The following is a 23,853-nucleotide window of genomic DNA, read 5'->3' as shown; positions in this document are numbered from 1 at the left end:
GTCCAGCCCGCCGCCGCGCGGACCGCTCAGTTCGGCACGTACCGACATCCGCCCGACCGCCGGCAGACGATGTTCATGCCCACCTGCACGCCGTCCCGCTGCCACCGGACATTGCCGTTGCCATCCAGGTTCACGACTGGGCTCACGCCCAGCGTCTCGTCGTCGGGCAACGACGCCAGCCGCACGAAACTCGCCAGTTCCAGCCGCATGTCGGGCAAGCGCCGCCACCGCGCCGGGCGATAGAACTGCACCGCCATGGTCCCGTCCGGCGATACTTCGCGGGCGTACATCCAGCTGCCGCCGCCCAGATGCACGCCGAGCGGCAGGCCCGCGGTAAGGCCCGCCAGCATGCCTGATACGATCAGGACGACCTGCCGCCGCGCCACCACGCTCCGCTACTCCACCACCGGCGGGCAGGTTGCCCCCCGGCTGTTCCGCAGCCACACGACAAAGGTCACGCGGATGCCCTGATCCCGCGAACAGGCACGATAGCCGCGCTGTTCCATCCAGCGATCCACCAGCAGCGGACCTGTCGCCGACAACGCCACCGCCACGAAGAGGGACAGCAGCAACGCCGATCCCATGCGCCTGTCCCACGCCGGCGTGCGGGCCGGCAGGCAGAGGTGGACAAGCGCGATGGCGACCCCGATCAGCGGGATCAGCCCGTAGAACGGCCCTGCGAAGACGCTGCTGTCCGTCTCCACCACCCGCATGCCGGCCGCCGTCGTCCGGACGAAGCGGACCAACCGCCACAGCGCGCCGATCGTGATGGCAAGCCCGACCAGGCCGCAAGCCAGGCCGACCAGCCAGTTGCGCGCCGGCACGGCCCGCACGCGCTCCGCGATCGTTCCGTGCTTTGCGGGGCGTTTCATGCGACCCGGCCGGGACGGTCGCTGGATCGCCGCCGGATCATCCGGCGATCGTGCGGACATAGCGGCTGTGAACCCAACCGGCCCGGCATGGCCCGCGATACGGGCCGGCCCGCCGCCGCGGCATGCCGACGCCGCAGTCCGCGCCCGTCGTCGATCGGCGATAGACGATGCCCAGCCAGACGCCCCTCTCCTCGCATATCCAGACCTGCTGCCCGCCGCGCAGGTGGTCCTGCTCGCGGTAGGCCGCGCCGCCCGGACCGCTGCGGACGGACAGGTAATTGTCCCCCCTCGGGTCGAGCCCCGTGACCGTGGCCAGCGTATCGCAGGCGTCGCGCGCCGCATCGCCACCATAGCGGACCGGCACGGCCGGCGCCGCGATCGCTGCCGCCAGCGGCGCGGCCACCAGCGACGGCGCAAGCGACAGCACCAGGATCATGACCGTCCGCCCGAACCGGTCCCGCATCGTTCCCGCGCCGCGCCGCGAACCACGCTTCGAAGGGCTTGATCCGACGTCGCCGCCGCACCTACGAGAATGTTCGGCGTCGTCAATCGAGACTTTGGCACTCGGAACACGGACAAGGGAACAGACGGAATGACGGTCATTCTGAAACTGCGGATCGACGGCGAGCAGGTCGCGACCCTGCATGCCGACCAGCTTCCGTGCGAGATCGTGCCGCAGGTGCGCGTCGACGGACCGGTCACCGTGGAGTTCGAGGATGCGGCGGGCCGCGTGCACGCCCATTCGCTTCCCGCCGCGACCGGCTGGCTCCATCTCAGCGTGCGCGTCCATGCCGGTTTCGGGTGCCAGGCGGATGCGGTGATCGTCCACACGGAAACGCATGCGGCGGGGGCTCCGCTCGGCGAAGGCGAGGTCGGCGTCCGGTTCCAGCCGTTCTTCCTCGCCGGCGCGGCGAACGTCCCGGACCTGGCCGGCCATGGCCTGTTCGCGCGCGGCCTGCATTTCCGCGGCATCGTGACGCCCGGCACGGTCCTGCTGTCCTGCGCGTGCGACGCCTGCCACCGGACGTTCCTCGTTCGCTCCATCCATGCCGGATTTGCGGAACAGGCCTATTTCTACTCCGCGTCCGGCACATACACATTGCTGGTCGACGGACGGGTCGCCGGCGCGCCCGTGCCGCTCGCGCCGCCAGATCCGGTCCTGCTCGCCACGCTGGAAACGGCCCTGCCGCCCGCCCCCGACGGGACGCGCTTCGCCTATCTCAACCCGTTCCGCTGCCCGCATTGCCGCGCATCCTATCTTGATTTTGCCGCCAACCCGGGCGAGCGGGAAGGGGAATATTACGCCCTGCATTTCCCGGACACGCCTCCCATGCATATGCCGGACGCCCCCCTGGCGGATCGGCGCGACACCGGCGGATCGCTGCTCAACCGGATCGGCCGCCTCTTCAACTGATCTCCCGCGCGCCATCCGGCGCCGTAAACCCACGCATCGGGTCCCCCGTCAAACCTGCCGGCCAACCGCCTGCCGCCGCCACACACGCCTGCGGCAACGTCCCTGTCCGGGGCGAAACCCGAACGCGCCTGGATCAGTCGCCGTCGACCGGCCGGCCCCGTACCGAAGACGCGTCGCCATCACCCGAACCCGCCAGCATCGCGTTCAGCGATCCGCCCCCCATGCCCAGGTCCGCCATCAGCCCGTCGATCAGCGGCCCGCCGACACGGTAGCGCATCGCCGCCGCCACCGCGGCGTCGGCCAGGTTGCCCTGCCCGCCGTCGGGCGCACCGCTCCCGCTGCCGCCGTCGCCGTGCAGCCCGCGCGCATCCAGGATGCTGATCCGGTCGATATTCTCCATCGGCTTGCTCGCCGCCGCGATGATCGCGGGCAGCGCCGCCAGCATCGCCTTGCGCACCAGCAAGGCGGTCTGCCCCTCGTTCAGCAGGTTGGTCGCCTCGTTCAGCGATGCCTGCCCCGCGGCATCTACCTTGAACGCGGCCTCGCGTCCCGCGGCGCGGGCCATCTCGGCATCGGCCTCCGCGGTCGCCTCGACGCGCAGCGCGCTGGCGCGCGCCTCGGCCGCCTCCTTCTCGGCGGATGCGGCGACGGTGATGCCGACCGCTTCCTCCTGCGCACGCTGCGTCGCGGCGATGACCGCGACATTCTTGTTGCGGTTCGCGATCTCGGTCGCCTTGGCGGTCGCGACGCTTTCCTCGGCCCGCACCGCCAGCGCGCGCGCCTCGTTCGCCGCCGCCGTCGCGGTCGATTCCTCCTCGGACTTTTGCGCGGTCTGCACGGCCGTGGTGATGCGGGCGATCTCGATCGTCCGGTCGCGCTCGATCGTCGCGGTCTGGATCGCCCCGTCGCGCGCAATGGTCGCGGTCTGGATCACCTTGTCCGCCTCGGTCTGCGCCACCGTCTTTGCCTGATCGGCGGTGATCCGCGCGATCTCGGCCAGCCGGGTCTGCTCGGCCTCCGCGGTCGCGATCGCGGTCGCCTGTTCCGCGCGCTTGGCGGCCAGCGTCTGTTCCTGCGTCAGCCGCGCCTGTTCGGCGGCCTGCGCGATGCCGAGCGACTCATTGTTCGCGGCCAGGTTGCGCTGCTCGATCGCGACGCGGTTCGTCGCGACGATGTCGTTGCGGATCTTCTTGCGCTCCTCGATCGTGCGGGTCAGCACGGTCAGCCCTTCGGCGTCGAACGCGTTATTTTCGTTGAAATGTTCGAACGCCGTCTGGTCGAAATGCGTGATGCTGACCGATTCCAGCTGGAACCCGTTCATGTCCAGGTCGGTCATCAGCGCCTCCTGCACCTTCTGGATGAAATCGGCGCGGTTGGCGTGCAGATGCTCCATCGTCATCGTCGCCGCGACCGAACGCAGCGCCGACACCAGCTTGCCGTCCAGCAGCGACTTCACCGCGTCGCCGCTGTTGACCGAATCACCCAGCGTCTGCGCGGCGGCGGCGATCGACTGGGCGTCGGGTTTCACCTTGATGTGGAACAACCCGACGACGTCGACGCGCAGCTTGTCCAGCGTGATGAGCGCGTCCTTGTTCAGGCGCGACACCTCCAGCTTCACCGTGGTCAGCCGGACCTGCATCAGTTCGTGCAGCACCGGGATCACCATAATCCCGCCGTTCAGCACGACCTTCTCCCCCCCGAAACCGGTGCGGATCAGCGCCACGTCCTTCGTCGCGCGGCGGTACAGCCGGGTCAGGATCAGCCCGATCACGACCAGCGCGAACAGGATCACACCGGCATAGATCAGGACGTTCAGAAACGATGCAGGCACCCGTGGTCTCCCCCGTTGATCGAACGATCATGGATCAGATCGATTGCAGAAACATGTTCTCATCCGGCAACGCGTAGAACAGCGTGCCTTCGCGGCGGACCAGCAGTGCCGTCTCACCCGATCGGATCGCACCGCCATCGTCATGCGGTTCGACCATGACGAAATGGGCCTGGCCGTGCCGATCGATGATCTTGGCGCGCGCCGGCGATCCGCGCCGCGCGGTGCCCTCCAGGATCGTCCCGCGATACTGCAGCAGGTCGTCGGTCGATATGACTGTCGACTCATACCCTGGCATCACGCGCGCCAGACCATTGGCGGCCAGCGTGTTCAGAAGGCCGCCCGCGACGAACGCGCCGCCCATCGCCGCCCCCCAGTGCAGCGGCGCGCCGCCGATCGCGGTCGCCGTCTGCTGGATCGCCACGCCGACCAGCGTGAAACAGCCGAGCAGCGACGTCAGCCAGATCAGGATCGGCAGTTCGTCGCCCAGCCCCAGCCAGTCGAGCATCCCGCCGTCGCCGTCGGCCCCCATGTCGACGTCGAGATCGACCTGTCCCAGCCCCAGCCCGACCGCCTCGATCAGACCGATGCCGATCATCACCACGAACGCGATCGCGAAGGGCAGGTAGGACGGGGTCAGGAACTGCGCGAACATGACAAGGATCTATCATGCGGTTCAACTGGTGTCAGGCAGAACCGAACCGACCCGGGCGTCCCGAATACTGATTGTTGCGAGCGATGCCGCCATGAACGATCGATCCAGCCGCCGAACGGAAGGGGGCGGTAAGAACATTGCCCATCTTGTCGTCTATGACCGGAATGATCCCGCTAGGCCTTGGCACCCTTCATCTGCCGCACGGCATGATCCGCCGCGCGCGCGGTCAGCGCCATGAAGGTCAGCGACGGGTTCACGCAGGACGCCGACGCCATCTGCGCACCGTCCGTGACGTAGAGATTGGCGGCCGCGTGCGCCTGGCTCCATGCGTTCAGCACCGACTTGGCCGGATCGCTGCCCATGCGCGCGCCGCCCATCTCGTGGATCGCGTCGCCGGGAACATGCTCGCGTTCCGTGCTCTTGACGTTGGTCAGGCCGGCGGCGTTCAACATCGCCTCGCCCTGCGCCCTGGCATCGGCCATCATCCGCAACTCGTTGTCGCGGAACCGCACGTCGAAGCGGACGAGCGGCATCCCGAACCGATCGACCTTGTCCTGATGCAGCGACACGTGGTTGTCGACGTAGGGCAGGCATTCGCCGAACGCGCCCATGCTGAACTTCCACGGTGCATATCTGCGCATACCCTGCTTCATCGACGCACCGAACCCGACCGGTGCGGCCGGATCGCGCCGTGCGCTGCCCTGATAGCCATAGCCGCGCTTGAAACCGACACCCTCGTCGCCGCCGATGTTGCGGAAGCGCGGGATATAGACGCCGCCCGGACGCCGGCCATATTCGATGAACTCGTCCATCCCCGGGATATTTCCCTCGATCCCGACGCGGAAGATGTGATCCATGACATAGCGTCCGAGCGTTCCGCTCTCGTCAAAATAGCTGCGGTCGCTGCCCGGCGCGCGCGAGTTCAGCAGGATCTGCGTCGACGCGATCGACGAGGCGCAGAGGAAGACGAGATCGGCTTCGACCGTTTCGGCCCGTCCGGTCTTGGCATCGACATAGCGGACGCCGGTGACGCGCTTGCGCGTGGCGTCGTAGTTCAGGTTGGTGACGACCGCGTCCGACTTCAGCGTCAGCCGGCCGGTCGCGCGTGCCGCCGGCAACGTCACCGCCTGCGTCGAGAAATAGGCGCCGAACGAACAGCCGTTGCTGCACTGGTTCCGGTACTGGCATTTCGTCCGGTTCTGGTCCGGCTTGTCCTCGGTCATGTTCGACAGTCGGGTATTGATAAGCTTTCGGCCGGGAAACTTGACCTCCAGATTCTGCTTCAGCCACTTTTCCGCGACGTTCATCGGCATCGGCGGCTGGAACTCGCTGTCCGGCAGATAGGCCAGATTCTCGCGTGAACCCGACACGCCGATATATTTCTCGACATAGCTGTACCACGGCGCGACGTCGTCATACCGGATCGGCCAGTCGCCATCGATCCCGTCGCGCTTGTTCGCCTCGAAATCCTCCGGGCTCCAGCGGAAGCACCAGCGACCCCAGATGATGGACTTGCCGCCGACCGCCGCGGGGCGGATCCAGTAGAATTTGCTGCCCTCGTCATAGGCATAGGGGTTCAGCCGGTCGTCATTGTAGAATTCCCGGTTGCTGGGCGAGACATAGCCGTGCTTGGCGATGAAATAATCGCTCTCCAGCAACGGCTTGGGCATGACGTTGCGCGCCGGCACCTCATAGGCGGGCCTGCCGTCATAGGTGTAGCCTTCACCGTGCTCGACCATCTTGCCCCGGTCGAGCATCAGGACGCGGAGGCCCTTTTCGGTCAGTTCCTTCGCAGCGAAGCCGCCGCTGACGCCCGATCCGATGACGATCGCATCGAACCTGTTGGTCGAAGCCATATGTTCTCCCTCCGGTATCGGTCAGAAGCGCAGCGCGCGGAGTGTCCGGAAACTCGTGGTGATATCGGGCAGATAGGGCGCGGGCGCCTGGTCGTTCTCGACATAGAAATGCCGCACGCCGCCGCTGCCCTTCAGCTTGAACAGCGTGGCGAAATCGATCGTGCCGTTGCCGACCGCCGCCATGCTGCGGTCGGGCCGCATGTCCTTGACGTGATAGGCGTAGAGCCGCTGCGACAACCGCCCGATCAGGGTCGCCAGATCCTCGCCCGCATGCACCGCCCAGTAGAGATCGAGTTCCAGCTTCACGAGCGCGGGGTCGGTTTGCTTCAGCAGCCGCTCGTACAGGCTGGTCCCGCCCGGCCTGGTCGTGAATTCGAAATCATGATTGTGGTACGCAAAACCCAGCCCGGCCTTCTTCAGATCGGCGGCGAACCGGTTGATGTTCCGCAGGGCCGCGGTCCAGGCCGCTTCGTTGCGATGCTCTTCGGTCATGTACGGCAGTACGATCGTGGTGGCGCCGAGCGTTCTGGCCATCGCCACCGACTGGTCGAACCGCTGAAGCAGCGCGTCATAGCCGATATGGATCGACGGCGCGGTCAGGCGCAGCCGGTCCATCGTCCTGCGCAGCATCGCGTGGTCCATGCCGTCATAGCCGCCACCGCCATATTCGACCTCGCGGTAGCCGATCTTCGCGACCCGCTCGAGCGTACCGGCCGGGTCCTTCGCGAACAGGTCGCGCACCGTGTAGAGTTGCAGGCCGATCGCTTTCAACTGCGCGGCGGAGGCGGGCGGCGCGAAGGCGAGTGCGGCGACCGCGCCCGATCCGGCGAGCAGGGTTCTACGGTTCAGGATCATGCGGAATACACCTTGTTGACCTTGGAATACGGGAAGGCACCGTCATACTCGCCCGGCACCGGCAGATATTCGCGCTCCTGCGTCATGCCGATTTCCGACGTGTAATAGCCGGTGACGACCATCTGCCGGAACGCTTCGAAGAAGACGCCGCCCGATGCGATCGTGTCGTTCATCGCGAGCGTCAGCAGCGCATCCTGCTGCGCCGCGGTCGCCCGCGCGCCGGAAACCCCGTAATCCGCCAGGCTGCGCGCCTCGATCGCGTCGAGCCCGGCTAGGATCGGGACCCGGTCGGCCGGCGCGGCCCAGTCGGCAAGCAGCTTCTCAATATAGCCCGGCACACCTGCGGCGATCGCCCCCGGGGTATCGGTGGTCGGCAGGACGCGTTCGCTGAGCGCGGTCATCAGCGCGCGCTGAGCAGGCGTGAAGACCGCGACGGTCGGCGCGCCTTCGCTGATGACAGGTACGCCGGGCATGCCGCCCACCGGCACGATACCGGCGGCGCGCGCGATCGGCGCGAACAGGGCGCTGCCGAACATGCCGGCGACGCCGGCCAGTGCCGTTCTGCGATCAATCATCTGCCGCCCCTCCCAAGGTCCTGCGCGATCGCGGCCGCGGGCAGCGGACGGACCCAGATATTGCGGAACGACACCGGCGAATCATGATCTTGAAGCTGGATCGGCGCGGCATCGCCGTGCGCGGTATAGCGGGCCACCTTGCGCCAGATGGTCGTACCGAGCATCGCCTGATGGTTCTGGACAAGCACGCCGTTCAGCAGCGCCGTGACATAGGCCGGACGGCGCAGCGCCCCGTCGGCGGCAAAGCGCGGTCGCTCGAATATGATGTCGTAGGTCTGCCATTCGCCCGGACGCCGCGCGGCATTCACCAGCGGCGGCTTCCAGCCATAGACCGCACCCACCGTGCCATCGGCGTAGGTCGGGTTCTGCGATCCATCGAGGATCTGCACCTCATAGCGCTGCATGAACCAGATGCCGCTGTTGCCGCGATCCTGAGAGCTTTTCGTCGGCGGGGTGGGCGATCGGAATTCGAGGTGCAGCTGCAGGTCGCCGAAGCTTCGTTTCGACACGAGGTTGTTCTCGCCACCGCTCGTCGCGCGCGACGGGACCGTCAGCACGCCGTTTTCGATCGGCCACGCGCTGCGATCCGGTTTCCACGCGTCGAGCGAACGCCCGTCGAACAGCACGACCGCGTCGGCGGGCGGGCCGCCGGGAATGGCCGCCGGCGCAACCACGCCCGGCGCGGGCCGGTCCGCATCATGGACCCGCCACTGGCTGCCCGGCAGCATCGGCGTATCCCTGAAGCCCGGTTTCTCCTGCGCCGCGACCGGTGCGGCCACCGCCACAACGACGGCCGCCATCAGACGGCTCTTTGTGCCCGTCCCCCTCATGCCGCATCGATCGCGCGGTACGCGGCAATCAGGCGGTCCTCGCCCGCCCGCCCCACGATCGAATTGCCATGCTCCATCCCGATCACGCCGGTGTAGCGTTGTGCCTTCAGCCACTTCACCACCGACACGAAGTTGACCTCGCCCGTCGTCGGCTCCTTGCGGCCCGGATTGTCGCCGAACTGAATATAGCCGATCTCGTTCCAGCACGTCGCCAGCGTCGGGATCAGGTTCCCCGACTGGATCTGCTCATGATACAGATCGGCAAGCACCTTCACCGCCGGGCTGTTGGCCCCGCGCGCGACGGCATAACCTTGCGCGATCGTCTGCATGTAGACGCCCGGATGGTTGGTCCGCGTGTTGAGCGGTTCCATCACCATCGCCACGCCCGACGGCGCAACGATGTCGCCCGCGCGGCGCATCACGTCGATCACGCGCGCGGTCTGGATATCGAGCGGCACCTTCGGGTCCATAAACCCGGTGACCACCGTCATCCGCTTCGCATTCAGCCGCTTGGCGACATCGATCGCGGCCCGGATATCGGCCAGGAACGCCTCGCGCTCCGCGCCGTCGGTCGCACCGAGCAACGGCCGCGACTTCGCCCATTGCGGCATGCTCGCCACGAACACGCCCATCGTCATGCCGCGCTGCGCTAGCGCCCTGGCCATCTGCTCCTGCTGCGCCACCGGTCGCGCGGCGGCTTCATTATCCTCCCAGGCGGTAAAGCCCTGATCCGCGGCATAGGCGATCTGTTCGATCAGGCCGCCGCGGCTGGCGAAGCTGCCCTCGTGCGGCGCGTAGCCGAGTGCAAAGCGCGCGGCGTTCCCGCCCCGCCGTTGGGCCGCGATCCCGGCGGGCACCAGCGCGGCCGCCGCGCCCGCGGCAAGCAAGGTCCGGCGCGAAAGCGTTCTGCGCGTCGCGATCATTGCGCGCCCTCCGACTTCAGATAGGCGATGATCGTCGCACGCTTGGCGGCATCGGGCGTCGCGATCGGCATGCGCGTCCCCGGCACCTTCTTCGACGGCGCGGCCAGATATTCGTTCAGCGTCTTGTCGTCCCAGCGCAGCTTCGACGCCTTCAAGGCAGCGGAATAGTTGAAGCCGGGCGCGGCCGCGGCGGCGCGGCCGGCCACGCCGTACAGGTTCGGCCCGATGCCGTTGCGCCCCCCCTTCACCACGGTGTGGCAACCGCGGCAGCCTGCGAACGCCGGCGGCGCGGCCGCGGTCGATTGCGCGGTGGTGGGCGCTGGGGTCGTAAGCGCCGCAACCGTCGCGACACCTCCCGCGACGAGGGCGATGAGCAGCTTCATTCCGAGTCTCCCGAATCCAGTGCCGTCCATTTCCGGTCAGACCCGGCGTTGGCGATCACCGCCTCGATGAACCGCATCGTCCGCAGTCCGTCGACCACGCCCGGAAACCGGCGGTCGTGGCCCTCGCCGCGGATCGCCGCTGCGAACGCGCGGTACAGGTTGGCGAACGCCTCGATATAGCCTTCGGGATGCCCCGCCGGGGTCCGTGTCAGCGCCGCCGCGCCGTCGTGCAGCCCGGGACCGCCGGTCCGCAAAAGCTCTGCCGGCCGGTCGAGCCAGCGCAGCGTCAGCATGTTCGGCTCCATCTGCGCCCAGTCCAGCCCGCCGCGTTCTCCGTGGATACGCAGCCGGAGCCCGTTCTCCTCGCCCGCCGCGACCTGGCTCGCCTTAAGCACGCCGCGCGCACCGCCCGTGAACCGCAGCAGCGCGCTGACATCGTCGTCGAGCCGGCGGCCCTCGACATGCGCCGCGAGATCCGCCGAGACGGACTCTACGGACAGGCCGGAAACAAGCTCGGCAAGCTGGAACGCGTGCGTGCCGATGTCGCCGAGACACCCGCCAAGCCCGGCGCGGGCGGGATCGGTGCGCCATTCCGCCTGCCGGTTGCCGTCGACGTCGATCGGTCGGCTTAGCCACCCTTGCAGATATTCGACCTGCACCAGCCGAATCGCGCCGAAATCCCCGCGCGCGACCCGCGCGCGCGCCTCCTCGATCAGTGGATAGCCGCTATATGTGAACGCCAGCGCGAACCGGCGACCGCTCGCCTTGGCGGCGGCCGCGATTGCCTCGGCCTCGACCACGCTCATCGCCATCGGCTTTTCGCAGAACACATGGAAACCAGCGTCCAGCGCGGCGATCGCCATCGGCGCATGCAGGTGGTTCGGCGTTACGATCGTGAGCGCGTCGATCCGGTCGTCCGCGGGCAAGGCGCGTTCCCGCGCGATGAGGGCTTCGATCGACGGATAGACCCGCGAGCCATCCAGCCCGAGCAACGTGCCGGTCCGCGCATTGCGTCCGTCATCGGTGCTGAACGCGCCCGCCACCAGGTCCCAGTCGCCGTCGAGCGCCGCCGCCATCCGGTGGACCGCACCGATGAATGCGCCCTCCCCGCCGCCGACCATGCCGAGCCGCAACCGCGTCATGGTCGCTCCCCGGCCAGCCCGAGCAGCGCGCGGATCGCGGCACGGTCGATCCCGCTGGCGGCAAAGTCGTCGAACGCACGTTCTGTCCGGCGGATGATGTGGTCGCGAATGAACGGCGCGCCCTCGCGGGCGCCGTCCTCGGCCCGCTTGAGCGCGCATTCCCATTCGAGCACCGCCCAGCCCTCATAGCCATATTGCGCGAGTTTGCTGAAGATCGCGCCGAAATCGACCTGCCCGTCGCCCGGCGAGCGGAACCGCCCAGCGCGGTCGATCCAGTTCTCGTAGCCGCCGTACACGCCCGATCGCCCGGTCGAATTGAACTCGGCATCCTTCACGTGGAAGCAAGAGATCCGGTCGTGATAGCGGTCGATGAAGTCGAGATAGTCGAGCTGCTGCAACACGAAATGCGACGGATCGAACAGGACGCGCGCGGCCGGATGATTGTCGACCGCCGACAGGAACCGCTCCCAGCTGGCACCGTCATGGACGTCCTCGCCCGGATGCACCTCGAACGCGCAATCGACGCCCGCTTCCGCGAACACGTCCAGGATCGGCGTCCAGCGACGGCCGAGTTCGGCAAAGGCTTCCTCGATCAACCCGGCCGGGCGCTGCGGCCACGGATAGACATAGGGCCAGGACAGCGCACCCGAGAAGGTCGCATGCGCGGAAAGGCCGAGATTGGCGCTCGCCTTCGCCGCCAGCTTGACCTGCTCGACCGCCCAGGCCTGCCGTTCGACAGGCTTGCCATGCAGTTCGGCCGGGGCGAACCCGTCGAACAGCGTGTCATATGCCGGGTGGACCGCCACCAGCTGCCCCTGCAGATGCGTCGACAGTTCGGTGACCTCGACCCCGTGCCGTGCAAGCCTGCCACGCAGGTCATCACAATAGGCCTTGCTCTCCGCGGCGCGCTTCAGGTCGAACAACTGCGCGCTGCATGGGACCTGAACCCCGACATAGCCAAGCCCGGCGGCCCATTCGGCCAGTCCGTCGAGCGTATCGAACGGGGCCTGATCTCCCATGAACTGCGCAAGGAATATTCCCGGCCCCTTCATGCCGCGAACTCCCGCGTCGCGACCTTCGTGTCGTCACGAAAGGTGATCTGGAAGAGCAGTGCGATCACCGCGGCGGCGATGGCGGGATACCACCACATATGCTGCCAGTCGGCGATGGTCGGCGCGGCGGGCAGCTGCGCATAGAGCAGCGCCCCGATCTGCGACCCCAGCAACATGCCGACGCCGTAGGTGAACAGCGTCAGCATCCCCTGCGCCTGCGCGTTCACCCCCTTGGGCGTCGCGATCGTGCCGGTGTAGATCGCGCCGGCGACGAAGAAGAAGTCGTAACAGACGCCATGCAGCGCGACGCCGAGATACACCGCCCACAGAGACGACCCGCCGTCGCCGATCGCGAACAGCACATAACGCACCGCCCAGGCGGCCATGCCGACCAGCAGCAGCGGCTTCACCCCGAACCGGCGGTACAGCCATGGCATCGAGAACATGAACAGCAGCTCGGACATCTGACCGATCGCCAGCGTGCCCCCGACATTGCTGATGCCCGCCGCGCCGATATAGGGCGAGGCATAGGCATAATACATCGCCAGCGGGATCGAGATCAGCGTCGCGCAGGTCATGAAGATCAGGAACGAGCGCTGCCGGAGCAGTCCGAACGCCTCGACGCAGAACACCTGCCGCATCACGCTCTCGTCGCGCGGCGCGTCCGCGGTGACGTTCGGCAGCGTGATACTGTAGAGTCCCAGCGCGATCGAGACGACCGCCGCGACGCGGAAGATCTCCGGGCTTGCGGACAGGCCCGCCCAGCCGATGATGAGGCCCGCGGTGATCCAGCCGAGCGTCCCGAACGCGCGGACGAACGGGAATTTGTCGGTCCGCTCACCGAAGCTCTTCAGCGCGATCGTGTTCGCGAGGCCGACCGTCGGCATGTACAGGATCATGTAGCACAGCAGCAGCCAGACGAAGTCGTTGCCGGCCGCGGGCGTGATGAACGACGGCAGCACGAACAGGATCACGCCGCCGATCAGGTGCAGGATCACCATCAGCATCCGCGGGCTGACATAGCGCGCCGCCGCCATGCCGAGCAGGAACGACCCGACGATCGACGCGATCGGCCCGACCGAAAACGCATTGCCGATCAGAGAGCCGATACCCACCGTCTGCATGACGAGGCCGAGCGTGACCGTCCAGGCGCCCCAGACGAAGAACTGCATGAACATCATCACGCTCAGGCGACCGGTCAGCAGGCCGTCGGCCCGGGGCACGGCCGTCACGTGGGGTGCAGTGTCTGCAACGGCCATTCGCCACCTCTCCGATCGCAGTTTTACTGCTTGTCGACGCGAAAGCTATGGAAAGACGAAACGCATGTAAAGGATTACATCGGATAGATATCGACAGGGCGAACGGCCGGATCCATGACGACGCGCATGCCGACGATCATCGAAGTGGCCGCGATGGCCGGCGTCTCCACCGCGACCGTCTCGCGCGTGCTTAGCCGTCCCGAACAGGTATCCGCCGAAACCCGCCGGCACGTGCTCGAAATCGTCCGGTCTTCCGGCTACACCCCCAACGTCGCCGCGCGCAGCCTGCGGACGTTGCGCGCCGCCAAGATCCTGCTGACCGTACCCGACATCTCCAACACGTTCTTCGCCAGCGTCATCCGCGGTGCGGAAGAAGCCGCGCGCGACACCGGTTACGCCGTCGTCGTCGGCGACACGCGGCACGATCCGGAGGTCGAGGATCAATATGCCGACATGCTGTCGCGCCGCGAGGTCGACGGCCTGATCTTCCTCGGCCATCGCCTGCCCGCCAGTCTTGGGCCGCTGCTGGCGCGCAAGGGTGCCGCCGCCCCGATCGTCAACGGCTGCGAATACAGCCCCGATCTCGGCGTTCCCAGCGTGCATATCGACAATGCCGCCGCGGGTGCCGATGCGATCGACCATTTGATCGCGCTCGGCCACCGCACGATCGGCATCGTCACCGGCACCGGGATCAGCCCGATCAGCCGCGACCGCCTGGCCGGCGCGATCGACGCCGCGCACCGTGCGGGCCTCCGCGACGGCCTGCATGTCCGGGTCGGCGACTATTCCGCCGGCTCGGCGGTCGCCCCGACCCGCGAACTGCTGGCCTGCAACGTGACGGCGATCTTCTGTTTCAGCGACGAGATGGCGATGGGCGCACTCAGCGCGATCGGCGACGCGGGCCTGTCCTGCCCGCGGGACGTTTCGGTCATCGGCTTCGACGACCTGCCGCTCGCCCGCTATTTCCAGCCTCCGCTCACGACCATCGCGCAACCCAAGGGCATGATCGGCCGCCGCGCGGTGGAACTGCTCGTCGATGTCCTGCGCGGCATCGACGGTCCCCGGAAGCAGGTCACGCTCCGTCACGAACTCGTGGTAAGACACAGCACCGCGGCCCCGGACCGCAGTTAACGATATTCAGGGAGAGATTGTCATGTTCGGATATCGGGCGTTCCTTGCCGTCTGCGTCCTGCCCGTAGCGGCCCTGGCACAAAGTTCGATCGAACAGGCACGGGCCATAGGCGGCGAACCGGCTACCGCCCGTCAGCGACTTGTCCTGACCGATCTGCCGCGGGCCACCGGCAAGACGATGACGCTGTTCGACGGCCGTACGCTGGACGACTGGCGGCCGTGGCTCGGTTACGCCGATCCGGCGGTGACCTATCAGGGCAATCCCGGCAGCAAGCCGATCGGTGCGCCGCGGAGCAGGACCGGCGACTTCGCGGTCCGTCGGGTCGACGGCGGGCCGGCGATCTGGATCAAGGGCGAAACCTGGGGCAGCCTCGTCCACCGGGCCGACCTCGGCAACTACCATCTGCGGCTCCAGTATAAATGGGGTGCCAGGACCTGGGCACCGCGCGATCGGCAGCCCCCAAACAACGGCCTGCTCTACCATACGCACGGCACGCCGGGCGACGTGTTCGGGACATGGCAACCATCACTGGAATTCGAGATTATGAAGGGTTCGACCGGCATGGCCGTCGTCGTCGGCGGCAAGGTGCGTGGCCGGACGACCGTCACGTCCGACCCTACGATCATCGCGCCGCATCTCCGTTTCCGCGTCGGCGGACGACCGGTCGACATGGTCAACGGCACCCCGACCTGGAATGTCGAGGCCGCCACCGACGCCGAACGGCCGATCGGACAATGGAATACGCTCGATCTCTACGTGCTGGGCGATCGGGCCGTGCATGTCGTGAACGGCATACCGGTCGCGGCGGTCACGGATATCGCGACCATCGCCCCAGACGGAACGCGACGCCCACTGACGCACGGACAGATCCAGCTTCAGTCGGAAGGCGCCGAGACGTGGTTCCGGGCAATGACCATCGAACCCATTGCCAGCCTACCGAAGATCGTCATCGCGAAGGACTGACCGGATTCCGAAGCGTTACAGAACGCGATCGGCATCCTCCGGTCGCGGCATCCAGCACGTCGTACGCTTGCCGAAGAACCGGTAGCGGTTCCGCGCCACCCAACGATAGGCGGGATCGCGCAGGGCCCGTGGTATCAGCCGCGCGATCCCGGCAAGCCGCCACGGCCAGCCCAGGCCGGCATAGATTGCGATCACGGCGTCGCTGTCGCGCAGCGCGTGGCCGCCCTGGACGACGAGTATCGTAGCGGGGTTCGCGGGATCGATCCCATGGCGGCGCGAAATGTCCGCACCAACCGGACCCTGCATGGCCGCCAGCCGGAAACGTCGTGCGCGATCATATGTCAGGACGAACTGCGCATTGGCCGAACACAGCACGCACTCGGCATCGAACAGGATGATCGGATGCTCAGTCATGGATCGTCTCCAGTCGACCGCAATAGTGGATGACCCGGCCAAGACCCGGCAGGCCGACCGGAATATCGAAAGTGAACGCCCCGTCGCGGTCCCGCTCGACCGCGTTGCAGGCCGGCCTCATATGCCGCGGCAACGGTATGCCGAGAAAGCGGAAACCGATCAGATCCAGATGCAGCGCGCCCGCGACGACCGATATGTGGAAGACGTTGGTCGCCGGCCCCATTCGCTCGACGAGCAGGCCCCGCCGGGCGTGCAGCGTGCTGTTGTAATGCCGGTCGCCGAAGGTCCGGTGCCAATGCTCGATCCCGCCGCGCCGCGCGAACCGCACGGTGACCGGCACGTCCGAACCCGGGGCCGGCAGCCGCATCACCCGGCACAACAGCCGCGCGACCGGATCGCGGCTGGCTTCGATCGTGGCGAAGCCGGACAGGATCTGGTCCGCGTCGCTATCATGGACGGCGCGCAGCGCTGGCGCCATCGCGTCGATCGCAGGGCCGAGCAGGCGGCGGAACAACGATGGGGTTACCACGCAAACTCCGGGTTGGGCCACCATCCGCCAGACGATGACCGCGACGCCGGAACATTCTATTGTTCGACTGTCCCGAACTTGTCGAGGCGACGACGGCCGACCAGCAGCCCGCTTTCCAGCCGCACGCACAGCGCCAGATAATAATCGGACAGGAACGCCGCATCGTCCGCATCGTCCGCCAGACCGGTCTTGCGACGGATCATCGTCGCAACCGCCGATTGCGCGGCCGGATCGCCGCCACGGATCACGTCTTCCAGCGTCTGCAGCTCGTAGATGCCGTACAGCGTCAGCGCGGCTTCCGGAAACACGCGGCGGACCCGCTCGGCATCCGAGGCCATGTCGGCGGACAATGTGCGGTTCGCGGTCTGCACCACCCATGTCCCCGCCACGATATCGCCGATCCGCAACCGGTCCCGGTTGAACAGCGGAAAAAGCAGGAAAATGCCGCTCCACAGTAACGCGAAGATTGTCAGGAACGCGTCCGCAGTCCCAGTCGCCGTCTGCGCGCCGAGAAAGGACAGGGGCAGGAACACCTCGATTTCGCGCATCGCGTTCCGTGCCAGGACCGCCCCTGCCGTCAGCCGCACGCCATCGCGCGCGACGACGCGAAGCCCCATCAGCCGCTTGCCCGGTGTCGCCCCGCGTCCACCGATCTCGAACAGCACGAACCAGCCGTTGCGCAGGATGAAGGCGCCGATCAGCCACAGGATGCCGGCGATCTCGGCCCGCAGGGCCTGATCGATCGCGAAGAGCGCGATCGTTGCCGCGACCAGCAGCAGCAGCATCAGGATGACGTCGATCAGGAACGCCGCCGCACGCGTGCCCGCCCCGCCCAACTCAAGCTGCAGGTCGACGCCCTCGGGGGTCACGAAACCGCGCCGTAACGTGGCGGCCGCCCTAGTCGCGCGATCGGTTCGCATGACGCCTCCCGATCCCGTAATAATAGAGCAGCCATGCCACCAGCATCGCCATCCCGATCGTTCCCCGCGCCGCATCGCTCGTCACCACCTGCCGCCCGATGCCTTCGAGGACCGCCGCGACCGCGAGCATCAGGACGACGCCGGCAATGGCGATCGCGGCCGGGCGGCCCGCCGCGACGACCGCCGCCATCCGCTCCTGCCGGCCGGGAAAGGCGATCGCCGTGCCGATGCGCGTGCCCGCCGCACCCGCGATCATGATCGCGAACAGTTCGGTGGTGCCGTGGATCGCCAGCCAGGCACCGAAGTTGAGGCCCAGCCCCTTGTCGGCGAACACGGCCACCATCGCCCCCAGCATCAGCCCGTTGTACAGGATCAGCAGCGCGGTCGGCACGACGAAGGCGAAACCGAGCGCGAAGGCGAAGATCGCGATCTGCGCATTGTGATTGAACAGGAAGCTGGCGAAGATCCCCAGTCCGTCCTCCTGCTTGCCGTACAAGGTGGCACGCAGCACCTCAGCCGACGCGCTCGGATCCCGCCCGCCCGCCAGGCCTTCGGGAATGATGCCGAAGAACCATGTCGGGTCGGACCGGACCAGGAAATAGGCGGCCAGCGCACCGGCCAACGTCAGGAACGCCATGGCCAGCGTTTCGCGCCATAGCGACGCGACGGCACCGGGCCAGCCCTGCGTGAAGAACCGACCCAGATCGCGCCACGCCAGGTCCGAAACGCCGTAGAGCTGGAAATAGGCGCGCGCGCATAATTGTTCGAGATAGGCGGTCAGCGCGCGGTCGAGCGAGGTTTCGCGCGCAACCGACAGGGACGACAATGTCGCGCGGTACAGCAGCGGCAAGGCCAGCAGATCGTCGTCGGACAGGACCCGAACCGAACGTTTCTCGATCTGCTTGAGCAGCGCTTCCAGCCGCATCCATTCCGCCTCGTGCGCGGCGCGGAAACGGCTTGCGTTGATCAGTGGCCGGGCGGCATCGACGATCGCGCTCACAGCAGGCTCCTCCGCTTGAGGTCGACATAGCCTTCGACCAGCCGCTCGGCGACCTGGTCGTGCGCACTTTCGATGACGTGGACGCCCAGATGGCGCAGGCGCAGCAGCACCAGCCGACGGTCACGCAGCAGTGCCGCCGCGGTCACCGCCCGTGTCACATCGGCGGCCTGCTCCGGCGCCCGATCGACGATCGTCTCCAGCACATCGTCGCGCAGGACGACAACCAGCACGAGATGTTTTCCCAGCAACCGGGCAACGGCCCGCACCATGAATTCAGCGGACGTCGGATCGGTGATTTCAGTGAACAGCACGATCATCGACCGTCGCGACAGCCGCGCCGCAAGCGTGGCAAGCGCAAAGCTGTAGTTCGTCTCGTCGCCGCTATAGTCGATGGCGGCCGCCAGATGTTGCAGTTCGGCAAAGGCCCCCGCCCCGCTGATGAAACCGCTCGCGACACGCGGGCGCGAGTCGAACGCATGCAGCGCGACGCGGTCGCCCAGCTTCAGCGCCAGCCATCCCGTCAGCAGCGCGGCCGACACCGCGCGGTCGATGCGTGGGATCCCGCCGACCGGATCGGACATCTGCCGTCCCGCATCGATCGCGAACACGATCTGGCTGTTGCGTTCGGTGCGATATTCCTTGGCATATAGTTTGTGATGCCGGCTCGATCGCTTCCAGTCGATCTTGCGCCGGTCCATGCCCGGCCGGAACTCGACCAGCGCCTCGAAATCGGTGCCGTCGCCGCGGTCGCCCTGCGCCAGCAGACCCTGCACCGCATGGCGTTCGAACACCTGCGCACCCTGCCGGCGCACCGTCTCGATATCGGGCAGGATCGGCAATGCGCGCCCCAGGTCGATCCGCGCTTGTCGCCACGCCAGGCCGAACGGCCCGGGCCACCGCAGCCAGACAGCGTCGAAAACTGCGGTGCCCCGCCGTTGCGGGATCATCGACACCGCCGCGGTGCCGCGACCTTCCACCAGCATCACGTCCAGCGTTCCGTCGTCGGCGATCGTCACCAGCGGGTCGGCGGACAGCGCCAGCTGCGCCGCGCTGCCGATCCGCCGCCCGGCGATCGTCACCGCGACGGTCAGGGTCAGCGGTACGCCGACCGCGGCCGAGCGCGGCAATTCCAGCGTCGCGCCCGCTTCGCCCGCGTTCAGCACCGCATCGGCAATCGTCAGCAGCAGCACCGCCAGCGGCCACGCCAATCCCGCATACCAGCTTGCCGGGAACATCATCGCCACAAGCAGCGTGACCGGCGCACCGACCGCCGCAGTCGCGACCGCCATGCGGGTCGGGTAGATCAACGCGGCGCCTCGATCGTCTCGATGATCTGCGCGACGACATCCTCGATCGCACGTCCGCCGATTTCCGCCGCCGGCGAAAGGATCAGCCGGTGGCGCAGCAGCGCGGGGGCCAGCGCCTTCACATCGTCGGGAATGACGAAATCGCGTCCGTCCAGTGCCGCGCGGGCGCGGGCGGCGCGCGCCAGCATCGCGCCCGCACGCGGCGAGGCACCGCTTTCCAGATCGGCGACACCGCGCGTCCCGCGGATCAGCGCGACGATATAGTCGATTACCGCATCGACCAGCCGGACCGTCGTGACCGTCTCCACCGCCGCGTCGATCATCGCCGCATCCGCGCGCCGTGCCACGCCCCAGTCGGCGGGCGACATCGCCGCCTGCTGCGCGCTATGGCCGGCCACGATCCGCCGTTCCTCGTCCGCGCTCGGATAGGAAATCGTCTGCTTGAACAGAAAGCGATCGAGCTGCGCCTCGGGCAGCGGATAGACGCCTTGCTGCTCTATCGGGTTCTGCGTCGCGACCACGGTGAAACGGTTGCTCAGCGGCAGGCTCTCGCCGTCGATCGTCACGGTGCGCTCCTGCATCGCCTCGAGCAGCGCCGCCTGCGTCTTGGGCGACGTACGGTTGATCTCGTCGGCCAGCAGCAGTTCCGTGAAGATCGGTCCGCGCGTCAGCGTGAACGTCGACGTCTGGAAATTGAACAGGTTCGCGCCGATGATGTCGCCCGGCATCAGGTCCGGGGTGAACTGGATGCGGCCGAACGCCAACCCCACGGCCTGCGCGAAGCTGTGCGCAAGCAACGTCTTGGCGGTGCCGGGCGGTCCCTCGATCAGGATGTGCCCGCCCGCGAACAGCGCGATCAGCAACAGGTCGACGGTGTCGTCATGGCCGATCACCGCCTTGCCGATTTCGGCGCGGATCGCCTGTCCAAGTGCCCGGACGTCGTCAACCGTCACCGTGTCTTCTCCTGTTGCCATTGATGCAGCGCCTGTGCGGCCGCGAGCATATCGGCGGGATGCGACGCACGCTGCGCATCGGCCGCCAGCTGGGTGAACCGTGCCGTCCCCTGCAGCCGGTCGAGATAGCCGTCCGCCGCCTCGTCGGTCAGGTGCGCGGGTACGCCGAAGATGGTCCGCGCACGTTCGCGGACCAATGCGGCATAGCGTCCGCCCAGCCCCCCTTCGCGACCTGCCTTGCGGACGATCATAGCACTGTTGTCGATCAGCGCGGTCTTGCCGAACGCGATGGCGCGCACGGGCGGACGGGCCGGCCCGAACCGCACCAGCGCCTGCCATCCGACCAGCACCAGCGCGGCCGTGATCGCCAGCGTCATCGCCAGGAACGGCGGTTCGAACGCGAGTCGCAACGGGCTGCGGCCATGGCCCAGGCCGTTCAGCGTCACATCGAACGCCATGCCCTGCGCACCGGTCGCGTTGATGAAATCGAGCAGGTCGACCGCCGCCCGCGCCCGCGCGATCCGGCGGATGCCGTGATTGTTCAGCAGGTCGGGATCGGCCAGGATATAGATGTTGGTATCGTTGAGCCGCCCGAGCACGATACCGCCGGCGTCATCCTCCACCAGCGCCGTCAGCGCCGCCGACCGGACGGTCTGCACCGGTCGCGGCGCCGCGACCGCCAGCGACTGCGGCACCCAGCGCATGGGACGGAGCGGACGCGCACCGCTTCGACGCCGCGTGACCGGCATTGTCGTGCCCGGTTCCAGCATGGCCGCCGGGTCCTTCGCAGGCAACAGGCCGCTCATGTCCACCCAGCCCTTGGTCTGCTCGTCCGGCGTCGTCGCCCATTTCGGCAGCACGATCAGCGTCGCCCGGCCGCGGCGTGCGGTCACGAACTTGCCGATATCGACCGTGCCATGTTCCGGCGTCGCAATGACCAGATCCTCGGTATCCCAGCCCGCTTCCGCGCGGATCAGCCGCGGATTGCGCCCGATCGCCTGGGTCAACCTGACGATGCCGGAATAGCCGGTCGCCGCCCTGGACAGCGCATGGGGACCCGCACTCCGCCCGGCGCTGAAATCCGGGGCATAGGCCCCGAGCAGCATCGAACCGGCAAAACCCAGCAGGCCGACGAACAGCAGCAGCGCGATCGTCCGCGGCGCGAACAGGGTATTGCCGTTCGGGACCCGTCGTCCGATCGCCACCTCGCTCATGCGCGCCACTGCCGTGGCAGGGCCAGATCGGCATAGGCGGCCCGCGCGGACTGCCAGTCGTCGTCCGCCACGGGGCGCCCGCCGAACAGGCTGCGTTCGACCAGCATGGCGATGCCCGCGAACGATGCACGGACGGCAGCCGGAAGCAGCGGCGCCGACGCAAGCTCGCGGCTGGTCAGGGACGGTCGTCGCCATTGCGGACGGCGACGCGCAATATCGTCGATCGAATGGAACAGCAGGTAATGGATCGCGTCGGCATAAAGCCCCTCCGCGGCCAACCGGTCCGCCTCGCGCAGCCAGGCGCGGGCCGGGGCCGCATCGGGGGTCCAACCCTCCTCGGATGCATCGGACGCGGGCTCGTCGCCGCGCCGCCGCCGCGCCGGCAGACGCCATTCGCCCGACCGGATCCGATCGACGACCATCCAGACGACCGCCGCGGCCAGCGCCGCCAGCAGCGCCCACAACAGGATACGGGCGTAGGGCGCATCCGGCATCAGGCTCGCCACCCAGCGCAAGAATCGGCCGATCGGCCGGAACATGCCGGCAATCGCCCGCCCGACCGCCTTCAGCCATTCCGGTGTTTCCGGCGGCGGTGGCGCGCGCGTCAGCGTGAACTGGATCGACGGATCGGCGCGCAAAGCGGCATGCGCTGCGGCGAACCGGTCGGTCGCAACTGCCATATCCTGCGGTGACGCGCCGATGATGCCCTCCCCCGACGGCGTCGCCGCTGTCCCCCAAGGCGGAAACTAACCGGATCGGGCCAGAGCGCAATCCATCATCCGTCATTGACCCGGCGGAAGCTGTCTTGCGATGAGAAGGCTGGACAGTCCGGTATTCGGCCGTCACCTTCCCGGACGGGGATCGGGGGGACGCATGATGGCAAGTCGGGCACTTACAGGGACGACTGCGGGAACGACGGACGGCATCTCGGTCAGCGGCGTGTTCGGGCGCAGCGTCGATGTCCTCAAGGCCAATCCGGTCGGAACGTTCGGCATCGGCTTCGTGATGATAGCGTTGCCACAGCTGCTCCTCGAACAGTTCGGCGGGCGCGCCGGGCTTTTCCGCGGGCTTGGCAACGATACCTATGCGGTGCTCGGTCTTTACGGGTTCGTGGTCGGCTTGCTGTGGCTGATCGCCAGCGGGGCGATCGTTCATGCGACGGTCGCGCATGATGAGGGACGGGTGTCGGCTCTGGCCGAGAATCTGCGTATCGGCCTGCTGCGCTGCCTCCCGCTGTTCGTGGTGAATGTCCTGTTCGTCCTGGCCGCGTGGATCGGCCTTCTCTTCTTGGTGATCCCCGGAATCATGCTGGCGGTGATGTGGTCCGTATCGGTTCCCGCCATCGTCGCGGAACGCGTCGGCATCTTCGGCGCGTTCGGACGCAGCCGTGCCCTGACAAAGGGGGCGCGGTGGCAAGTCTTCGGCATACTGCTGCTGGCGCTCGCAATCTATATCCTCGTCTCGATCGTCGTCGGGCTCATGGGGGTGGCGGGCTATGGTTCGTTCAGCGCGCTCACCGGCGGCACTGCGCAGTTGCCGGTGTCGGCACCCGCGCTCTGGGTCCAGTTGCTGCAATCGATCGTCACGACCGTGATACTCACCTGGTACACCACCGTCAGCGCAGCGCTGTTCGTCGAACTGCGCCATTGGAAGGACGGCCCCCTCACGGACCAGCTCGCCGATATCTTCGCCTGATCCGGCAAGCGGCGGTTCCTCGCGCGCTTGCCTCGAAGTAACGCAGGCTTTTCCCGGCCGGTCCGGAACGCGGGGGTTCCGC

The 23,853-nt window shown here is 67.5% G+C and carries 26 protein-coding genes; 4 read left to right on the top strand and 22 right to left on the bottom strand.

All coding sequences use genetic code 11. The annotated features are described in order from the left end of the window. Positions 1 to 26 precede the first annotated feature (26 nt). The 3 genes from BKY59_RS15750 to BKY59_RS15740 are packed head-to-tail and all read right to left on the bottom strand — an operon-like array spanning position 27 to position 1,335. Entirely contained in the window at positions 27 to 386 is a 360-nt protein-coding gene (locus tag BKY59_RS15750) for a hypothetical protein (RefSeq protein WP_076073097.1), read from the bottom strand. Between the two features lie 9 nt (positions 387 to 395). Further along, positions 396 to 872 (bottom strand): hypothetical protein, encoded by a 477-nt coding sequence (locus BKY59_RS15745; protein WP_076073096.1) that lies wholly within the window; start codon positions 870 to 872, stop codon positions 396 to 398. Positions 873 to 909: 37 nt separating this feature from the next. Beyond that, complete coding sequence (locus BKY59_RS15740) at positions 910 to 1,335, bottom strand: SH3 domain-containing protein (RefSeq protein WP_206362094.1); 426 nt, start codon at positions 1,333 to 1,335, stop codon at positions 910 to 912. A 129-nt stretch (positions 1,336 to 1,464) separates the two neighbouring features. Here BKY59_RS15740 and BKY59_RS15735 point away from each other — a divergent pair, with 129 nt between their 5' ends. After that, a complete protein-coding gene (locus BKY59_RS15735) occupies positions 1,465 to 2,286 on the top strand; it encodes a hypothetical protein (RefSeq protein WP_076073095.1) in 822 nt (273 codons plus the stop codon). Between the two features lie 133 nt (positions 2,287 to 2,419). On the opposite strand, the gene BKY59_RS15730 is transcribed toward BKY59_RS15735, so the two are convergent. The 11 genes from BKY59_RS15730 to BKY59_RS15680 form a co-directional block, all read right to left on the bottom strand. After that, positions 2,420 to 4,117: a flotillin family protein gene (locus BKY59_RS15730; RefSeq protein ID WP_076073094.1), complete on the bottom strand. Its 1,698-nt coding sequence runs from the start codon at positions 4,115 to 4,117 to the stop codon at positions 2,420 to 2,422. Positions 4,118 to 4,151: 34 nt separating this feature from the next. Continuing rightward, on the bottom strand, positions 4,152 to 4,769 hold the full coding sequence (locus BKY59_RS15725) for an OB-fold-containig protein (RefSeq protein WP_076073093.1): 618 nt from the start codon (positions 4,767 to 4,769) through the stop codon (positions 4,152 to 4,154). 173 nt (positions 4,770 to 4,942) lie between these two features. After that, a complete protein-coding gene (locus BKY59_RS15720; protein WP_076073092.1) occupies positions 4,943 to 6,625 on the bottom strand; it encodes a GMC oxidoreductase in 1,683 nt (560 codons plus the stop codon). 21 nt (positions 6,626 to 6,646) lie between these two features. Further along, the gene (locus tag BKY59_RS15715) at positions 6,647 to 7,480 is read right to left on the bottom strand and encodes a sugar phosphate isomerase/epimerase family protein (protein ID WP_076073091.1); all 834 of its coding nucleotides are present in this window, start codon (positions 7,478 to 7,480) and stop codon (positions 6,647 to 6,649) included. Beyond that, entirely contained in the window at positions 7,477 to 8,055 is a 579-nt protein-coding gene (locus BKY59_RS15710) for a gluconate 2-dehydrogenase subunit 3 family protein (RefSeq protein ID WP_076073090.1), read from the bottom strand. Before BKY59_RS15710 ends, BKY59_RS15715 begins: the two co-directional genes overlap by 4 nt. Beyond that, positions 8,052 to 8,855, bottom strand: a complete 804-nt coding sequence (locus BKY59_RS15705) for a 3-keto-disaccharide hydrolase (RefSeq protein ID WP_240500149.1) — start codon at positions 8,853 to 8,855, stop codon at positions 8,052 to 8,054. Before BKY59_RS15705 ends, BKY59_RS15710 begins: the two co-directional genes overlap by 4 nt. Positions 8,856 to 8,881: 26 nt before the next feature. Further along, the gene (locus BKY59_RS15700; protein WP_076073088.1) at positions 8,882 to 9,808 is read right to left on the bottom strand and encodes a hydroxypyruvate isomerase family protein; all 927 of its coding nucleotides are present in this window, start codon (positions 9,806 to 9,808) and stop codon (positions 8,882 to 8,884) included. Beyond that, positions 9,805 to 10,191 (bottom strand): c-type cytochrome, encoded by a 387-nt coding sequence (locus BKY59_RS15695; RefSeq protein WP_083672196.1) that lies wholly within the window; start codon positions 10,189 to 10,191, stop codon positions 9,805 to 9,807. Before BKY59_RS15695 ends, BKY59_RS15700 begins: the two co-directional genes overlap by 4 nt. Beyond that, positions 10,188 to 11,333 (bottom strand): Gfo/Idh/MocA family protein, encoded by a 1,146-nt coding sequence (locus tag BKY59_RS15690; protein ID WP_076073087.1) that lies wholly within the window; start codon positions 11,331 to 11,333, stop codon positions 10,188 to 10,190. The genes BKY59_RS15695 and BKY59_RS15690 overlap by 4 nt, the downstream gene beginning before the upstream one ends. Further along, entirely contained in the window at positions 11,330 to 12,385 is a 1,056-nt protein-coding gene (locus BKY59_RS15685; RefSeq protein WP_076073086.1) for a sugar phosphate isomerase/epimerase family protein, read from the bottom strand. The genes BKY59_RS15690 and BKY59_RS15685 overlap by 4 nt, the downstream gene beginning before the upstream one ends. Next, on the bottom strand, positions 12,382 to 13,617 hold the full coding sequence (locus BKY59_RS15680; RefSeq protein WP_076073317.1) for an MFS transporter: 1,236 nt from the start codon (positions 13,615 to 13,617) through the stop codon (positions 12,382 to 12,384). The genes BKY59_RS15685 and BKY59_RS15680 overlap by 4 nt, the downstream gene beginning before the upstream one ends. Before the next feature lie 141 nt (positions 13,618 to 13,758). Between BKY59_RS15680 and BKY59_RS15675 the strand changes: the two genes are divergently transcribed. Then, on the top strand, positions 13,759 to 14,775 hold the full coding sequence (locus BKY59_RS15675) for a LacI family DNA-binding transcriptional regulator (protein ID WP_240500148.1): 1,017 nt from the start codon (positions 13,759 to 13,761) through the stop codon (positions 14,773 to 14,775). Between the two features lie 22 nt (positions 14,776 to 14,797). After that, positions 14,798 to 15,739, top strand: coding sequence for a 3-keto-disaccharide hydrolase (locus tag BKY59_RS15670; protein WP_076073085.1), 942 nt, complete (start codon positions 14,798 to 14,800; stop codon positions 15,737 to 15,739). A 15-nt stretch (positions 15,740 to 15,754) separates the two neighbouring features. Here BKY59_RS15670 and BKY59_RS15665 read toward each other — a convergent pair whose 3' ends face one another. Genes BKY59_RS15665 through BKY59_RS15630 form a run of 8 tightly spaced genes read right to left on the bottom strand, consistent with a single transcriptional unit; the run spans position 15,755 to position 22,756 of the window. Then, positions 15,755 to 16,153, bottom strand: a complete 399-nt coding sequence (locus BKY59_RS15665) for a thiol-disulfide oxidoreductase DCC family protein (protein ID WP_076073084.1) — start codon at positions 16,151 to 16,153, stop codon at positions 15,755 to 15,757. Beyond that, positions 16,146 to 16,682 (bottom strand): DUF4166 domain-containing protein, encoded by a 537-nt coding sequence (locus BKY59_RS15660; RefSeq protein ID WP_083672194.1) that lies wholly within the window; start codon positions 16,680 to 16,682, stop codon positions 16,146 to 16,148. The genes BKY59_RS15665 and BKY59_RS15660 overlap by 8 nt, the downstream gene beginning before the upstream one ends. Before the next feature lie 56 nt (positions 16,683 to 16,738). After that, entirely contained in the window at positions 16,739 to 17,602 is an 864-nt protein-coding gene (locus tag BKY59_RS15655; protein ID WP_076073083.1) for an RDD family protein, read from the bottom strand. Further along, a complete protein-coding gene (locus tag BKY59_RS15650; RefSeq protein ID WP_240500147.1) occupies positions 17,580 to 18,602 on the bottom strand; it encodes a stage II sporulation protein M in 1,023 nt (340 codons plus the stop codon). Before BKY59_RS15650 ends, BKY59_RS15655 begins: the two co-directional genes overlap by 23 nt. Then, positions 18,599 to 19,891 (bottom strand): DUF58 domain-containing protein, encoded by a 1,293-nt coding sequence (locus tag BKY59_RS15645; protein ID WP_338056552.1) that lies wholly within the window; start codon positions 19,889 to 19,891, stop codon positions 18,599 to 18,601. Before BKY59_RS15645 ends, BKY59_RS15650 begins: the two co-directional genes overlap by 4 nt. Positions 19,892 to 19,905: 14 nt before the next feature. Continuing rightward, positions 19,906 to 20,862: an AAA family ATPase gene (locus BKY59_RS15640; RefSeq protein ID WP_076073081.1), complete on the bottom strand. Its 957-nt coding sequence runs from the start codon at positions 20,860 to 20,862 to the stop codon at positions 19,906 to 19,908. Beyond that, positions 20,859 to 22,076, bottom strand: a complete 1,218-nt coding sequence (locus BKY59_RS15635; protein ID WP_076073080.1) for a hypothetical protein — start codon at positions 22,074 to 22,076, stop codon at positions 20,859 to 20,861. Before BKY59_RS15635 ends, BKY59_RS15640 begins: the two co-directional genes overlap by 4 nt. Beyond that, the gene (locus BKY59_RS15630; protein WP_206362093.1) at positions 22,073 to 22,756 is read right to left on the bottom strand and encodes a DUF4129 domain-containing protein; all 684 of its coding nucleotides are present in this window, start codon (positions 22,754 to 22,756) and stop codon (positions 22,073 to 22,075) included. The genes BKY59_RS15635 and BKY59_RS15630 overlap by 4 nt, the downstream gene beginning before the upstream one ends. A gap of 193 nt (positions 22,757 to 22,949) precedes the next feature. Here BKY59_RS15630 and BKY59_RS15625 point away from each other — a divergent pair, with 193 nt between their 5' ends. Beyond that, positions 22,950 to 23,771 carry a glycerophosphoryl diester phosphodiesterase membrane domain-containing protein gene (locus tag BKY59_RS15625; protein ID WP_083672193.1) on the top strand — a complete coding sequence of 274 codons (822 nt, stop codon included), beginning with the start codon at positions 22,950 to 22,952 and terminating at the stop codon, positions 23,769 to 23,771. Positions 23,772 to 23,853: the final 82 nt, after the last annotated feature.

Source organism: Sphingomonas montana (assembly GCF_001956315.1).
Lineage (GTDB): Bacteria > Pseudomonadota > Alphaproteobacteria > Sphingomonadales > Sphingomonadaceae > Sphingomonas_R > Sphingomonas_R montana.
This window is presented reverse-complemented; position numbering and strand designations above follow the sequence as displayed.

Bases quoted from the DNA above. Each gene is read 5' to 3' on its own strand.
- BKY59_RS15745 (WP_076073096.1), bottom strand. From the start codon at position 872: ATGAAACGCCCCGCAAAGCACGGAACGATCGCGGAGCGCGTGCGGGCC.
- BKY59_RS15740 (WP_206362094.1), bottom strand. From the start codon at position 1,335: ATGCGGGACCGGTTCGGGCGGACGGTCATGATCCTGGTGCTGTCGCTT.
- BKY59_RS15735 (WP_076073095.1), top strand. From the start codon at position 1,465: ATGACGGTCATTCTGAAACTGCGGATCGACGGCGAGCAGGTCGCGACC.
- BKY59_RS15725 (WP_076073093.1), bottom strand. From the start codon at position 4,769: ATGTTCGCGCAGTTCCTGACCCCGTCCTACCTGCCCTTCGCGATCGCG.
- BKY59_RS15720 (WP_076073092.1), bottom strand. From the start codon at position 6,625: ATGGCTTCGACCAACAGGTTCGATGCGATCGTCATCGGATCGGGCGTC.
- BKY59_RS15715 (WP_076073091.1), bottom strand. From the start codon at position 7,480: ATGATCCTGAACCGTAGAACCCTGCTCGCCGGATCGGGCGCGGTCGCC.
- BKY59_RS15710 (WP_076073090.1), bottom strand. From the start codon at position 8,055: ATGATTGATCGCAGAACGGCACTGGCCGGCGTCGCCGGCATGTTCGGC.
- BKY59_RS15705 (WP_240500149.1), bottom strand. From the start codon at position 8,855: ATGGCGGCCGTCGTTGTGGCGGTGGCCGCACCGGTCGCGGCGCAGGAG.
- BKY59_RS15700 (WP_076073088.1), bottom strand. From the start codon at position 9,808: ATGATCGCGACGCGCAGAACGCTTTCGCGCCGGACCTTGCTTGCCGCG.
- BKY59_RS15695 (WP_083672196.1), bottom strand. From the start codon at position 10,191: ATGAAGCTGCTCATCGCCCTCGTCGCGGGAGGTGTCGCGACGGTTGCG.
- BKY59_RS15690 (WP_076073087.1), bottom strand. From the start codon at position 11,333: ATGACGCGGTTGCGGCTCGGCATGGTCGGCGGCGGGGAGGGCGCATTC.
- BKY59_RS15685 (WP_076073086.1), bottom strand. From the start codon at position 12,385: ATGAAGGGGCCGGGAATATTCCTTGCGCAGTTCATGGGAGATCAGGCC.
- BKY59_RS15675 (WP_240500148.1), top strand. From the start codon at position 13,759: ATGACGACGCGCATGCCGACGATCATCGAAGTGGCCGCGATGGCCGGC.
- BKY59_RS15670 (WP_076073085.1), top strand. From the start codon at position 14,798: ATGTTCGGATATCGGGCGTTCCTTGCCGTCTGCGTCCTGCCCGTAGCG.
- BKY59_RS15665 (WP_076073084.1), bottom strand. From the start codon at position 16,153: ATGACTGAGCATCCGATCATCCTGTTCGATGCCGAGTGCGTGCTGTGT.
- BKY59_RS15655 (WP_076073083.1), bottom strand. From the start codon at position 17,602: ATGCGAACCGATCGCGCGACTAGGGCGGCCGCCACGTTACGGCGCGGT.
- BKY59_RS15645 (WP_338056552.1), bottom strand. From the start codon at position 19,891: ATGGCGGTCGCGACTGCGGCGGTCGGTGCGCCGGTCACGCTGCTTGTG.
- BKY59_RS15635 (WP_076073080.1), bottom strand. From the start codon at position 22,076: ATGAGCGAGGTGGCGATCGGACGACGGGTCCCGAACGGCAATACCCTG.
- BKY59_RS15630 (WP_206362093.1), bottom strand. From the start codon at position 22,756: ATGGCAGTTGCGACCGACCGGTTCGCCGCAGCGCATGCCGCTTTGCGC.
- BKY59_RS15625 (WP_083672193.1), top strand. From the start codon at position 22,950: ATGATGGCAAGTCGGGCACTTACAGGGACGACTGCGGGAACGACGGAC.